The organism is Histidinibacterium aquaticum, from assembly GCF_008710275.1.
GTDB classification, from domain to species: domain Bacteria; phylum Pseudomonadota; class Alphaproteobacteria; order Rhodobacterales; family Rhodobacteraceae; genus Oceanicola; species Oceanicola aquaticus.
Genome location: NZ_VYQE01000001.1, coordinates 546842 through 560108, shown reverse-complemented (window position 1 = coordinate 560108; position 13267 = coordinate 546842). Strand labels below are relative to the sequence as shown.

At 68.4% G+C, this 13267-nt stretch carries 16 protein-coding genes; 7 read left to right on the top strand and 9 right to left on the bottom strand.

Annotated features, from left to right (window positions below):
• The first annotated feature begins 29 nt into the window (after positions 1–29).
• Positions 30–632, top strand: coding sequence for a riboflavin synthase (locus tag F3S47_RS02840; RefSeq protein ID WP_150443689.1), 603 nt, complete (start codon positions 30–32; stop codon positions 630–632).
• A gap of 30 nt (positions 633–662) precedes the next feature.
• Here F3S47_RS02840 and F3S47_RS02835 read toward each other — a convergent pair whose 3' ends face one another.
• Complete coding sequence (locus tag F3S47_RS02835) at positions 663–1517, bottom strand: LysR family transcriptional regulator (RefSeq protein ID WP_150443688.1); 855 nt, start codon at positions 1515–1517, stop codon at positions 663–665.
• Positions 1518–1656: 139 nt separating this feature from the next.
• Here F3S47_RS02835 and F3S47_RS02830 point away from each other — a divergent pair, with 139 nt between their 5' ends.
• A complete protein-coding gene (locus F3S47_RS02830) occupies positions 1657–1863 on the top strand; it encodes a DUF1127 domain-containing protein (protein WP_150443687.1) in 207 nt (68 codons plus the stop codon).
• A 156-nt stretch (positions 1864–2019) separates the two neighbouring features.
• Positions 2020–2757: a Bax inhibitor-1/YccA family protein gene (locus F3S47_RS02825; protein WP_150443686.1), complete on the top strand. Its 738-nt coding sequence runs from the start codon at positions 2020–2022 to the stop codon at positions 2755–2757.
• Positions 2758–2814: 57 nt separating this feature from the next.
• On the opposite strand, the gene F3S47_RS02820 is transcribed toward F3S47_RS02825, so the two are convergent.
• Positions 2815–3372, bottom strand: a complete 558-nt coding sequence (locus F3S47_RS02820; RefSeq protein WP_150443685.1) for a VOC family protein — start codon at positions 3370–3372, stop codon at positions 2815–2817.
• Positions 3373–3469: 97 nt separating this feature from the next.
• On the opposite strand from F3S47_RS02820, the gene F3S47_RS02815 reads away from it, so the two are divergent.
• Positions 3470–4441 (top strand): Gfo/Idh/MocA family protein, encoded by a 972-nt coding sequence (locus F3S47_RS02815; RefSeq protein ID WP_150443684.1) that lies wholly within the window; start codon positions 3470–3472, stop codon positions 4439–4441.
• A 33-nt stretch (positions 4442–4474) separates the two neighbouring features.
• On the top strand, positions 4475–4777 hold the full coding sequence (locus F3S47_RS02810) for a DUF4389 domain-containing protein (protein ID WP_150444197.1): 303 nt from the start codon (positions 4475–4477) through the stop codon (positions 4775–4777).
• Positions 4778–4878: 101 nt separating this feature from the next.
• On the opposite strand, the gene F3S47_RS02805 is transcribed toward F3S47_RS02810, so the two are convergent.
• The 5 genes from F3S47_RS02805 to F3S47_RS02785 form a co-directional block, all read right to left on the bottom strand.
• Positions 4879–5394 carry an N-acetyltransferase gene (locus tag F3S47_RS02805; RefSeq protein WP_150443683.1) on the bottom strand — a complete coding sequence of 172 codons (516 nt, stop codon included), beginning with the start codon at positions 5392–5394 and terminating at the stop codon, positions 4879–4881.
• The gene (locus tag F3S47_RS02800; RefSeq protein ID WP_150443682.1) at positions 5391–7205 is read right to left on the bottom strand and encodes a M3 family oligoendopeptidase; all 1815 of its coding nucleotides are present in this window, start codon (positions 7203–7205) and stop codon (positions 5391–5393) included. Before F3S47_RS02800 ends, F3S47_RS02805 begins: the two co-directional genes overlap by 4 nt.
• A gap of 7 nt (positions 7206–7212) precedes the next feature.
• Positions 7213–7857: an SDR family NAD(P)-dependent oxidoreductase gene (locus F3S47_RS02795; RefSeq protein ID WP_150443681.1), complete on the bottom strand. Its 645-nt coding sequence runs from the start codon at positions 7855–7857 to the stop codon at positions 7213–7215.
• Positions 7854–8294: a DUF1178 family protein gene (locus F3S47_RS02790; RefSeq protein ID WP_150443680.1), complete on the bottom strand. Its 441-nt coding sequence runs from the start codon at positions 8292–8294 to the stop codon at positions 7854–7856. Before F3S47_RS02790 ends, F3S47_RS02795 begins: the two co-directional genes overlap by 4 nt.
• Positions 8295–8377: 83 nt before the next feature.
• Positions 8378–8851, bottom strand: coding sequence for an NUDIX hydrolase (locus tag F3S47_RS02785; protein ID WP_150443679.1), 474 nt, complete (start codon positions 8849–8851; stop codon positions 8378–8380).
• A 170-nt stretch (positions 8852–9021) separates the two neighbouring features.
• Here F3S47_RS02785 and F3S47_RS02780 point away from each other — a divergent pair, with 170 nt between their 5' ends.
• Positions 9022–9483: a glutathione peroxidase gene (locus tag F3S47_RS02780; RefSeq protein WP_263405964.1), complete on the top strand. Its 462-nt coding sequence runs from the start codon at positions 9022–9024 to the stop codon at positions 9481–9483.
• Positions 9473–10606, top strand: a complete 1134-nt coding sequence (locus tag F3S47_RS02775; RefSeq protein WP_150443678.1) for an acetoin utilization protein AcuC — start codon at positions 9473–9475, stop codon at positions 10604–10606. The genes F3S47_RS02780 and F3S47_RS02775 overlap by 11 nt, the downstream gene beginning before the upstream one ends.
• Here the strand turns inward: F3S47_RS02775 and F3S47_RS02770 are convergent.
• Both F3S47_RS02770 and F3S47_RS02765 read right to left on the bottom strand, forming a co-directional pair.
• Positions 10603–11817, bottom strand: a complete 1215-nt coding sequence (locus tag F3S47_RS02770) for a 3-deoxy-D-manno-octulosonic acid transferase (RefSeq protein ID WP_150443677.1) — start codon at positions 11815–11817, stop codon at positions 10603–10605. The two genes, F3S47_RS02775 and F3S47_RS02770, sit on opposite strands and share 4 nt — an antisense overlap.
• A gap of 161 nt (positions 11818–11978) precedes the next feature.
• Positions 11979–13154: a hypothetical protein gene (locus tag F3S47_RS02765; protein ID WP_150443676.1), complete on the bottom strand. Its 1176-nt coding sequence runs from the start codon at positions 13152–13154 to the stop codon at positions 11979–11981.
• Between the last annotated feature and the right edge of the window lie 113 nt (positions 13155–13267).

Genomic DNA, 13267 nt, shown 5'->3' with positions numbered 1-13267 from the left:
TCGGGGCAGCGAGTGAAGGAGACAGCGCCATGTTCACGGGCATCGTCACCGACGTCGGTGAGGTCATCGAGGTGCAGCAGCGTGGCGACCTGCGTGCGCGGATCGCGACGGACTACGACCCCGCCAGTATCGACATCGGCGCCTCGATCTCCTGCGACGGGGTCTGCCTGACCGTGGTCGCCAAGGGCTCCGAGCCGCGCAACTGGTTCGACGTGGACGTCTCCGCCGAGACGGTCTCCAAGACCTCGATCGGCCGCAATGCCTGGGCACCGGGGCGTCGGGTCAACCTGGAGCGCGCCCTGAAGGTCGGCGACGAGCTGGGCGGTCACATCGTCTCGGGCCACGTCGATGGCGTGGCGGAAGTGGTCTCGATCACCGACGAGGGCGACAGCACGCGCATCCGCTTCCGCGCGCCCGACGATCTGGCGCGCTTCGTCGCCCCCAAGGGCTCGGTCGCGCTCAACGGCACGTCGCTGACCGTGAACGAGGTGAGAGGGCACGAGTTCGGGGTGAACCTGATCCCCCACACCAAGGTCGCCACCACCTGGGGCGACGTCGCGGAGGGCGACGCCGTGAACCTCGAGATCGACACCCTCGCGCGCTACGTGGCGCGTCTTCAGGAGTGGGGCTGACCAGGCCGTGCCTGATCCGTTTCGGGCGCGCTACACCGCAGCGTAGGCGTTCCGGATCATCTCGGCGAGCGCCTCGGCCGCCGGGCCCTGGCCGTGATCAGCGACGTACATGTTCACCTGTATTTCGCGCAGCTCGGGCAGGGTGCGCCCGTGGTCGATCTGCTCGAGGTAGGTGGCCTCGGTCCCCTCGATCCGCGCGCTGACGGCGAGGTCGGCACTCACCGTCGCGTCGATCGACCGGCTGGCGTCGCTGTCCACGGCCATTTCCCAGCCGATGCCCGCCTCGTCGAGCCGCCGCTGCACGCCCGAGCGGAAGATGCAGTTGCGCTCGAAGGCCAGCCGCAGCGGGCGCGCGCGCCAGGCGCTGCCGTCCGGGGCGCCCACCCAGACCAGCCGGCGCGTGGCCAGCGTCTCGCCGCCCGGGTCGCAGGCGCTCTCCGTCGTCAGGATCACGTCGGCCTGGCCTCGCCGGTACTGTTCCTTGAGGGCGCGGGTGAAGGAGCTGAGCAGCTGGACCTTCATCCGGGGATAATCCGCCGCGAAGCGACGCAGGACCTCGGGGATCGCCGGGTAGACGATGTCGTGCGGGACGCCGAGCGTCAGCTCGCCCTCGAGATCCTCGGAGGTCATGCGCCGGTAGATGTCGTCATTGATCTCCAGAAGCCGCCGCGCGTGCGACAGCAGCTGCTCCCCCGCCGCCGTCAGGCCGACCCCGCGGCCGGCCCGCTCCAGCAGGCGGGTGTCGAGGCTCTCTTCCAGCCGCTTGAGCTGCATCGAGACCGCCGACTGCGTCAGATGCAGCAGGCCGGCCGCCCGGGTTACCCCGCCGCTTTCGGCGACGGTGACGAAGGACCGGAGCGAAGTGATGTCGAGGTTCCGGGGCATATCACGTTCCGTGATGCGTTAGTTGAAAATCATTCGTTTCACCTATGCCAGCCGAGGCCCTATAAATCAAGCTACATGATGATTGAGCTTTGACACATCACGGATCGGCCGGCTGCCGGCGCTCCGGGAAAGGACCGACATGACCACCATGACCCGTACGCTCGCCGTCACCGGCAGCCGTCGCCGCGCCGCCGGCCTTCTCGACCTTCTCGGTCTCTACCGCCAGCGCCGCGCGCTGGCCCGGCTCGATGCGTCCGGCCTGCGCGACATCGGCGTGAGCGCCTCGGATGCCGCGCGCGAAGCCGCCCGCCCGGTCTGGGACGTGCCCGCCGGCTGGCGCTGCTGAGGCCTCAGGCGCTCCGGCGCCGATCAAACCTGCGTCAAACGGTCGGGAAGGGCCGGATCCCGACCGGAAAACCTTGAAACGACGGCCGGAACCTCCAATATTTCGGAGCAAGGCGTCCGGCTTGTCGGACGCCACCGATACATCTGGAGGGAATGGATGGCCGAGTATCAGACGGTTCGGACGGCGGGCGGTGTCCGCTCCGCCGCCATCGACGAGGGGCTGCGCGCCCACATGAACAAGGTCTACGGCACGATGTCCGTAGGCATGCTGATCACCTTTGCCGTGGCCTGGGCCGTGGGCACCTCGCCGCAGCTGCTGGCGATCTTCCGCGATCCGCAGACGCTGCAGCCCAACATCCTGGGCTGGATCGCCATGTTCGCGCCGCTCATCATGGTCTTCGCCTTCGGTGCCATGATCAACCGGCTCTCCGCCGCCGGCGCGCAGACCTTCTTCTTCGCCTTCGCGGCGGTGATGGGCCTGTCGCTGTCCTGGATCTTCGTGGCCTTCACCGGCTACTCGATCGCCCAGGTCTTCCTGGTGACCTCGATCGCCTTCGCGGGTCTCAGCCTCTGGGGCTACACCACGAAGAAGGACATCTCGGGGTGGGGAACCTTCCTCATCATGGGCGTGATCGGCCTGATCGTGGCTTCGATCGTCAACATCTTCCTGGCCTCGCCGGCGATCATGTTCGCGATCTCGATCCTCGGCGTGCTGATCTTCGCGGGCCTGACCGCCTACGACACGCAGAACATCAAGAACACCTACATCGCTCACGCGGCGCAGGGGGATCAGGAGTGGCTCGGCAAAGCCGCCATCATGGGCGCGCTGAACCTCTACCTCGATTTCATCAACATGTTCATGTTCCTGCTCCAGCTCATGGGCAACCGCGAGTAAGCAGGGCCTGACCGCCGACCAAGACAGGGCCGCCTTCGGGCGGCCCTTTTTCGTGGGTCAGTCATCAGAGAGGCTGAGGTTCCGTCTCCGAGACAGGGCCTCGGTCGCGTCCGCCAGATCCAGCGGCTCGATGTGGCTCGCGCCCCGCTCCACCCTACGGCGGTGAGCCATGTGAAGCACCTCCGCGTGGCTCGCCCCGGTGGGCGGCTCGAAGCGGTAGGAGGCAAGCTCGATCAGCAGCCCCAGCGGATCGCGGAAGTAGATCGAATCCATGAACCCTCGGTCTTTCGGTCCGGAGTGCTTGATCCCCCGCGCGTCGAGCCGCTCCGGGATCTGCCGGAAGGTGGCATTCGAGACCGCGAAGGCGATGTGATGAACGCAGCCGGGATCCCGCGGTGTCTTGTCGTGGACCGCCTCCGCGCCCTCGTGGCAGAAGATCGTGATCAGCCGCCCGTCGCCCGGGTCGAAGTAGAGATGCGCCTCCTCCGGTGCGTCGAGGTTCGGCTGCTCGAAGAGGAACGGCATCCCGAGGACGCCCTCCCAGAAGTCGATCGTCTCTGCCCGGCTCGCGCCGACCAGCGTGATGTGGTGCAGTCCCTGGACCTGGATCGTCATGTCGCCCTCCGCTTTCTCTGGGTCAAATCCACCGCGGGGCTTTCGTTCCCCGGACAACTGGCGTTTGGTGCGCGGGACACCGAAGGGAGGGTAGGACATGACCGATACGATCCGCTGGGGCATTCTGGGCGCCTCCAATTTCGCCAAGGGCCAGATGGGCCCCGCGATCCACGCCGCCTCCGGCGCCGAACTCGCCGCGCTCGCCACGAGCTCGCCCGACAAGGCCGAGGGCTTTCGCGCCTTCGCACCGGGCCTCCGCGTCCACGACAGTTACGAGGCACTGCTGGCCGATCCCGAGATCGACGCGGTCTACATCCCCCTCCCGAACCATCTTCACGTCGAATGGGCGCTCAAGACCCTCGATGCGGGCAAGCCGGTGCTGGTGGAAAAGCCGCTCGGGCTGACAGCGGCGGATTTCGATCCGGTCATCGCCAAGCGCGACGAGACCGGCATCCTCGCCGCCGAGGCCTACATGATCGTCCACCATCCCCAGTTCCAGCGCGCCCGCGAGCTGGTTCAGGGCGGGGCGATCGGCGATCTCGTGCAGGTCGATGCGGTCTTCTCCTTCGACAACCGCGACGCGGGCAACATCCGCAACAGGCCAGAGACCGGGGGCGGGGCGCTCTACGACATCGGGGTCTACATCTTCGGCGCCGCCCGCTTCGTGACCGGGCAGGAGCCCGAGGAGATCACCCTTGCCAACCTGCGGCGCGAGAACGGTGTCGATGTCTTCACCCAGGTCGCGGCGCGCTTCCCGGACTTCGCCTATTCGGGCACCGTCTCGATGCGCGCCTTCCCGCGGCAGTACATCACCTTCCACGGCGAGAAGGGGCTGATCACGCTGACCTGTCCCTTCAACGCCAACGTTCACGACCTCGCCGAACTCCGGCTGGAGCGCGAGGCGGGCAAGGTCGAGCTGGAGCGCTGGCCGCGCGACAACCACTACGTCCTGCAGGTCGAGGCCTTCGGCCGGGCGCTCCGCCAGGGCGAGAGCTACGCCTGCCCGCTGGAGTTCTCGCGAGGCACGCTGCGGATGATCGACATGGTATTCGCGGCCGCGGAGGGGTAATATTCCCGCGGCTGAGGGAGACTCCCCATGGGCATGACCGACGACGAGAAGGTGATGGGCCGGACGCTGGGCGACCAGAACGAGCCCGAGGAGCGCGAGAACATCGTGCTCCGGGTCTTCTACATGATCCTGATCGGCGTGATGCTGAGCCTCGCCGGCACCGCGCTCGGGGTCATGGCGGTCTTCCAGGTGGTGATGATGCTGCTCAACCGGGGCGAGCCGAACGAGCGGCTCGCCGACGCGGGCACGGATCTCGGCATCTGGATGGCCAAGGCCGCGCGCTACCAGACCGCCGCCTCGGAGGTGAAGCCCTGGCCCTGGACGGAGCTCGACTGAGGCGTCCAAATTTGGACGCCTCGGCATCATCCTGATTCAGAAAGAAAAACCGGAAACGGCCCTCTTCTGGGTCCAAGTATCCTCGGGGGTGAATTGCGCCGTCAGGCGCAAGAGGGGGCAGACAGCCCCCTTCCCGCCACGGGGACCAGGGACAGGCGCATGATGTGCTGGGGACCGGCCGGGCCCCCATGGTAGAGTTCCCCGGTGTCCTCCCAGCCGCCGGACAGGTAGACGTGTCCCGCGCGGGGATTGCGGCAGTTCACCGTCAGCCAGCATTCCGAACGGTCCGGGTACCTCTCCCGGAGGTAGCCCGGCAGCGCGGCGAAGGCCGCGCGGCCATAGCCGAAGCCCTGGGCGCCCGCGTCGATCTGCAGCATCCGCAGCCCGAGGGCGCCCGCAGGCGCGAAGTCGTACCGCGTCCCGTAGGGCCGCTCGATCTTGAAGAAGCCCACGACCGCCCCCGAGGCCTCGATCACGTGGAAATCCGTCTCCGGATCCGGGTCCGCGGCCGTCTCCGCGATGTCGCCGCCGAACACCTTCTGATCCTCCGGCAGCCTCAGGTGCAGGACCCGATGCGTCTCGGACCGGGGCAGGGGCGCAAGCGTGACGCCTGTCACCGCTCCATTGCCTCGAGCTCTTCGATGAAGCCCTCGATCATGCCGAGGCCCTTTTCCCAGAAGGAGGGATCGGAGGCGTCGAGGCCGAAGGGAGCGAGCAGCTCCTTGTGGTGCTTGGCGCCGCCGGCCTTGAGCATGTCGAAGTACTTCTCGTTGAAGCTCTCTCCGCTCTCCTCGTAGACGGCGTAGAGCGCGTTCACGAGCCCGTCGCCGAAGGCATAGGCGTAGACGTAGAAGGGCGAGTGCACGAAGTGCGGGATATAGGCCCAGAAGGTCTCGTAGCCTTCGGCGAAGTCGAAGACGGGGCCGAGGCTCTCGGCCTGCACCGACATCCAGAGCGCGTTGATGTCGTCGGGCGTCAGCTCTCCGCCGCGGCGGGCGTCGTGCAACTTGCACTCGAAATCGTAGAAGGCGATCTGCCGGACGACCGTGTTGATCATGTCCTCGACCTTGCCCGCGAGCAGGACCTTGCGCTCGGCCTCGGAAGGGGCCTCCGCCAGCAGCTTGCGGAAGGTCAGCATCTCGCCGAAGACGCTCGCCGTTTCGGCCAGGGTCAGGGGGGTGGAGCTAAGAAGCTCGCCCTGACCGGCCGCGAGGACCTGGTGCACGCCGTGGCCCAGCTCGTGGGCGAGGGTCATCACGTCGCGCGGTTTGCCCAGATAGTTGAGCATCACGTAGGGGTGCACCTCGGTCACCGTGGGATGCGCGAAGGCGCCGGGGGCCTTGCCCTGCTTCACGCCCGCGTCGATCCAGCCCTTGGTGAAGAAGGGCTCGGCGATCTCGGCCATGCGCGGATCGAAGCCCGCGTAGGCGCTGCGCACGGTCTCCACCGCCTCGTCCCAGTCGACGATGCGGTCGCTCTCCATCGGCAGGGGGGCGTTGCGGTCCCAGACCTGCAGACGGTCGAGCCCGAGCCACTTGGCCTTGAGCGCGTAGTAGCGGTGCGAGAGGCGCGGGTAGGCGCCGACGACGGCATCGCGCAGCGCCTCGACGACCTCCGGTTCGACGTGGTTCGCCAGGTGGCGGCCGGTCTGCGGCGTCTCCATCCCGCGCCAGCGGTCCTCGATCTCCTTTTCCTTGGTCAGCGTGTTGTGCACGCGGGCGAAGGTCCGGACGTTGCCGGAGAAGACGCGGCCAAGTTCGCGGAAGGCGGCCTCGCGGCTCGCGCGGTCCTGTTCGGTCAGCAGGTTGAGCGTGCCCTCGATGCCGAGTTCCTCGTCGTTCACCGTGAAGGTGAGCCCGGCGATGGTCTCGTCGAAGAGCTTGTTCCAGGCCGAGGCGCCGACGGTGGACTGATCGTGCAGGAACTTCTCCAGCTCGTCGGAGAGCTGGTAGGGCCGCATGGCGCGCATCCGGTCGAAGACCGGGCGGTAGCGAGCGAGCTCGTCCGATGCCGACCAGAGCCCCTCGACGTGCTCGTCGGAGAGCCGGTTGAACTCCAGCCCCCAGAAGACGAGCGGCGTGGTGTAGGTGGTGATCTTGTCCTGGCAGTCGGAGAGGAACTTGGCCCGGTCGGCGTCGGTGGTCTCCTGGTAGTAGCGCAGGCCCGCGTAGGACATGATCCGGCCGGCAATGACATCGATGCGCTCGTAGCGGCGGACCGCCTCAAGCATATCCTGAGCCGTCAGTTCGGCGAGCTTGCCCTCGTAGTCGGCGGCGAAGTCGCGGCAGGCGGCCTCGAGCCAGTCGAGGTCGCGCTTCAGCTCCGGGGCGTCGGGGGACTCGTAGAGGTCGGTCAGGTCCCATTCGGGAAGCCGGCCGAGATCGCGTCCGCCGGAGGGCTCGGCGTCGAAGACAGGTCGCTTGGTCATGGTCACCTCAGAATGGATGGTCGCGGCCGTCCCAGGTCTGGAAGCAGCCGGTCGTGTCGAGGGTGAGGGCGTCGAAGCGGTCGATCAACCCGGCAGCGGACTGCTCGGGGGACAGTTCGCCCTTGTGGGAGGTCATGTCGGTCGCCACCCAGCCGGGGTGGTAGGCCCCCACGGCGATGCCGTCCGAGCGCAGGTCGGTGGCGAGGTTGCGCGCGAGGTTGGCCGAGGCGGCCTTGGAGGCGCGGTAGATGTAGGATCCGCCGCCGGCCTTCTCGGACGAGCCCATCTGCGACGACAGGATGGCGATGCGGCCGCGCGCGTCGCGCAGGGCCGGAAGGAGCGCCTGCACGGTGAGGAAGACGCCGGTGACGTTCACGGCGAAGGACTCCGCCCACATCTCTGCGGGAAAGCCGTCGTCCAGCCGCTCGTGGCGGTCGGGGAAGATGCCGGCGTTGCAGACGAGCAGATCGAGCGGCCCCGTGACGCTGTTCCCGAGGTCGGCGACGGAGGCGGGATCGGTGACGTCGAGCTGCATGAGGCCGTCGCCGCCGCTGGTCGAGGTGCCGATCACCTCGTCACCGCGCGCCTCCATCCGGGCCTTCAGCGCGGCGCCGACGCCGCGGCTCGCGCCTGTCACCAGGGCGCGGGTCAATTCGACGACCGGCGGGGCGTGAAGGGCAGGGGGCAGACTGGGACGCCGTCCTCGATCAGTTGCTTGGCATCCGCGAGGCGCGCCTCTCCGTAGATCGAGGCCTGGGGCGTCTCGCCCTCGTGCATCTTGCGGGCCTCCTCGGCGAAGCGGTTGCCCACGTAGGTGCTCTCCGTCTCGACCTTCCTGCGCAGGGCGGCCATGGCCTTTTCTATGGGCGTGCTCGGCGTCGCGAGCGGACGGTCGGCTGCGGGCCGCGCGGGCTCGCGCTCTTCGCGGGCGCTGACGCCGGGGCTCATCAATTCCTTGCCGACCTCGCTCGAACCGCAGACGGAACAGGCGACGTGGCCCGCCTCGGCGAGGCGGTCATAGGCGGCGGCGGACTGGAACCAGCTGTCGAAGCTGTGGCCGCCGGAGCATTTCAGGGCGTATCGGATCATCTCTCGTGCCGATGCTTCAGGAGTTCCCGATATTTAGCCGCTGACGGGCGCGATGCAATGGCAGGGCTGCCCTCGGAAGATCGCTAGACCTTCGCGAGCTTGGGGTCGAAGTGCCGCACGATATGCGCGAGTTCCTCGTCCGAGAGACGCTCTGAGGCCTTCTTGAGGCCCATCCACTTGCGCTTGCGCTGACCGCGCTCGGGGTAGTCCGCCGCCGCCTCCGTCACGCGCATGGCGTAGACCACGACGATCACCGGAAGTTCGTCCGAGCCGAGCCGCTTGCGGTAGGAATAGAGGCCGATGGGCTGGGGGGCGATATCGCCCTTGAGCCCCGCCTCTTCCCAGGCTTCGTTCCCCGCGGCCTGCGCGGGTGTGGCGCCGCCCATCGGCCAGCCCTTGGGCAGGATCCAGCGGCCGGTCTCGCGCGAGGTGACAAGGCAGACCTTCAGTTTGCCCTTGCTGATCCGCCAGGGCAGCACGGCGAATTGCGTGCGCGGGTCCGTCTTGGCGGCACCGGACAGACGCAAGGGGCGCTGTATCCTGGACTGGATGGACATCGGGCTTTTCTTGCCTTCGTTTTACTGCGCGATAGATCGTCCGGTAATGTGAACGGCTTTGCCGGATGGCTCAAATGAATAATTCCGCAATTCGTGCGCTTTATGCGATAATTGTTCTTCTTGTGACTATGACAGCGGCCGCCGCCGCGACCGGAGAACGCAACGGGCAAATGCCCCATGTGACGCTGAATTCGATCGACGGCGGCGAGATCGACCTGGGCGACTACGCCGGGAAGCCGATCCTGCTGGTGAACACCGCCTCGCTCTGCGCCTTCACGCCGCAGTTCGCCGGGCTCCAGGACCTTTGGGACGCCTACCGATCGGACGGGCTCATGGTGCTCGCCGTGCCCTCCGACGACTTCCGACAGGAGCTCGAAAACGAGGAGGCGGTCCGCGACTATTGCGCGATGCATTTCGGGATCGACATGCCGATGACCGCCATCACGCCGGTCTTGGGGGAGGGCGCGCATCCGCTCTACCTCTGGCTCGCCGGCGAAGGGGTCGTGCCGAAGTGGAACTTCCACAAGGTGCTGATCGATCGCGACGGCCGGGTGATCACCGACTGGCCCTCGGCGGTGCAGCCCATGTCGCCGATGATCACGGAGGCCGTGGAGGGGGCGCTTGGCGGCTGAGGGCGGCGGGCCGCTCTACATCGGCTCCGAGATCTACCGGAACTCCTCCTACGGAGCGTGGCACCCGCTGCGCATCCCGCGCGTCTCGACCGTCACCGACCTGACGCGGGCGCTGGGCTGGCTGCCTCCGGCGCGCTTCGTGCAGAGCCCGCGCGCAAAGCCGGCCGCCCTCCACGCCTTCCACGATCCGGCCTATGTCGCCGAGCTTCAGGCCGCCGAGGACCGCCAGTGGGTGAGCCCTGAGGTGCGCGAGCGCCACGCGCTGGGGACGACCTCGAACCCGGTCTACCCCGAGATGTACCGACGACCCGCGACTGCCGTGGGCGGTTCGATCCTGGCGGGCGAACTCGTGGCCAGGGGCGGCGTAGTCCACAACCCGGCGGGCGGCACGCATCACGGACTGCCCGACCGGGCGAACGGATTCTGCTACCTCAACGACCCCGTCTTCGCGATCCTCTCGCTGCGCCGTGTGGGTGCGCGCCGGGTCGTCTACATCGACATCGACGCGCATCACCCGGACGGTGTCGACCATGCTTTCCGGAACGAGCCCGAGGTCTGTCTGATCTCGACCCACGAGGAGGGGCGCTGGCCCCGGACCGGTCCGCTGGAGGACCGTGGCGCGGGGCAGGTCTGGAACCTTCCTGTGCCGCGAGGGCTCAACGATGACGAGATGGCGCTGATCCGGGAGCGGCTGATCCTCCCCGTCCTCGAGGCCCACCGGCCCGACGCCGTGGTGCTGCAGTGCGGGGCGGACGGGGTCGAGGAAGACCCGCAGTCGCGGCTTTCGCTGTCGAACAACGCGCATTGGGCGGTCGTCGGGGCGGTGAAGCGGCTCGCACCCCGGCTGATCGTCCTGGGGGGCGGTGGCTACAACCCATGGTCCTGCGGGCGGCTCTGGGCCGGGGTCTGGGGCACGCTCATCGGGGCGGACATCCCGCGCCGCCTGCCGGACCGCGCGGCGGCAGTGCTCAAGGCGCTGCGCTGGGAAGGGCCGCGCCGCGAGATCTTTCCCGAAGCTCACTGGGTGGAGACGCTTCGGGACGCGCCGAGATCCGGTCCGATCCGGCCCGAGGTGAGAGAGAGGCTCGACCGGCTGGACGCGCGGCTGAGGGTCTGGGTCTAGCGGGACAGGACCTCCACGATCCGGTCGAGCAGCTCGGAAGCGTTGCCGGGCGCGAGGACGGCGCGCGCCTTGTCCGGCATCGGGGAGGTCTCGAGGTGCAGCTGCCAGGCCTCGGCAAGACCGGCGGCATCCTCGACTTGAAGCGCCCCTCCCTCGGTATCCAGCCGGGCGTATTCGTCGGCGAAATTGGCCAGATGTGGGCCGTGCAGGATGGCGCAGCCGTGGACCGCGGGCTCGTAGGGGGTGTGTCCGCCCTTCGGCACGAGGGAGCCGCCGACGAAGGCGCAGCCGGCGAGAGCGTACCAGTGCGCCATCTCTCCCATCGTATCGGCGAGATAGACGGGACCGTCCGGCGCGTCAGCCGCGGAGCGGCGGGCGGTACGGAGGCCGCGCTCCGACGCGAGGCGGGCGATGGCCTCGGCCCGGCGGGGATGGCGCGGCGCGAGGATGAGCTTCAGTCCCGGGTTTTCGGCGTGAAGACGCGCGAAGGCGTCGAGGACCGTTTCCTCTTCACCCTCGTGGGTCGAGGCGGCGAGCAGCGTGCGTGCGCGGGGAAAGGCGGTGCGCAGCTCCTCCGGTGGCGGCTGGTCGGGCGGGATGTAGAGCGACTTGAGCTGCACAGGCGCGATCAGGCGGTCGGCGGGCAGGCCGAGGGCGCGAAACCGCGCGCCGCTTTCGGCGTCCTGCGGCGAGAGGAGCGTCACGCTAGACAGGATGCGTCGGGCGAGGCCGGGCAAGCGGGCCCAGCGGGCGGCGCTGCGCTCGGAAATGCGGGCGCCGACCATCAGGACGGGCAGACCGCGGGCCGCTGCGAGGATGATCCGGTTGGGCCAGATCTCGTTCTCTAGGAGGAGGAGCCCCGAGACGCGGGAGAGGGGGCGGCGCAGGCTCGCCCGGAAGTCGAGAGGGGCGAGGGTGGCCTGCGTGCGGGGGATGTCCCAGCCCTCGGCGAGGGTCCGGCCGGTCGCGGTGTTGGCGGTGACGAGGAGAGGCCGACCGGTGCGCGCGGCAAGCGCGGCGGCGAGGGGACGCGCGGAGGCGAGTTCGCCGTTGCTCGCGCCGTGGATCCAGAGGGCCCCCGGTTCGGGGTCGGGTCCCTTGAGGCGGGCGGAGAGGCTGCCTGGGCCATCCTCCCGCCGCAGGCGTCGCCAGAGCAGGCGCGAGATCAGCACCGGAACCGCGATGCTCAGCAGGAGACGGTAGAGGATCACGCGGCGGGCGCTCCGTTGTCAGACGGGGCGGACGTAGCAGCCGGGAGGGGGGCGTTCCAGTCTCCGGCGGGACGGCGCTCGCCTGCGGCGACGCCCCGCCCGCCGTCCCATGGGCGCGCGAAGAAATGCCTGTCTGTCGGCGGGGCCCAGGGCCCGGGCCGTCAGTCGAAGTCCTGGCTGTTCAGGATGCGGTGGATTTCCCGGCGGACGAGCTTGCGCACGTTGCGGGTGATCCTTTCGCCGAGCACGCCCTGAAGTTCTTCCCGGACGATCTGGCCCACGAGTTCGCGCATGGCTTCCTCGTCGACGGCGCCGGTGTTGCCCAAGTAGGCGGCGAGATCCTCGTCGTCGTCGAGATCGGGACGGGCGGCGAGGCGGCTCTCCTGCGACTCGGACTGCGCGACTTCGGCGCGCTGGCTTTCGCGGTCGCCCTCGTAGACCCGGAAGGAGCGCTGCGGCGCCTCGGGGCTGCGGCGCGTGCGCTCGGAGGGGCGCAGGCGCAGGGGCGCGACGCTCTCACTGGACTCGGGCGGTTCCGCCGGCGTGTCGTCATCCATCGCGGCCTCCCAATTGTCGTCCGTCGTGGCCTCTTCAGGCTGCGAATCTTCTTCCGCGGCCTCTTCGGCATCGGGGAAGACGAGATGCAGGCGGCCCGGGCGGTTGGCGGTCACGGTGGACCAGTCCGAGGGCTCGGTGCCGTCGGGCTCGAAGTCCTGCCCGGAGAAGGTCACAGCGGCTTCGAGCTCGGCAATCGTGTCCTCGAGCCGCTGCCGGGGCGAGGCGACGAAGGTCGGCATCGGCGGTTCTTCGGTCTCGATGTCCTGACGGGCGTCGTTGGTGGCCGGGTCACGGTGGTCGTCGGCCTCGGCCTCATCGTCTTCCGAGGAGTCGAAGGACTCCGGCATCAGCCGCGCGAGGTCAGAGGAGGCGAGGCGGCTCCGGGGCGCTGCGTCGTTGTCCCGGTCGGCGTCGCTTTCATCGTCGTCGGCGAGGTCCACGAACTCGGCGTCGTCGATGTGCTTGCTCGAGGTGGCCGCAAGGATGCCGGCGAGCAGCTCCTCGCTGTCCTTCGTGTTGGCGGTCCGATCAGCGCCACCTGTTTCAGCCGGAGTTGCAGCAGCGCGCCTGTCCTCCGTGCGCCACCTCGCTGGCGGCGTGTCCTCGACGGACCTGTCGGCATCCCGGTCGACACGCAGCGCGGGTGTCAGGACCAGCCTGTCACGCGCGCGGTCCTCGGGTTTCGGGACGGCGTGTCCGGACGAGTCGCCGGCGGCGACCAGACGGCGGATCGATTCCAGTACGTCCTCGATCTCCACATTGGTAAGGGGATCTGACATGCGATTCCTGCTTCGGCCTCACCACAGAGTGTATCCCGCGCCCGTGAATACAACAACACATATGGATAAAGTTGGTCCCTTTGGGTCGGCTCACGGCAACGGAGCCACAACTC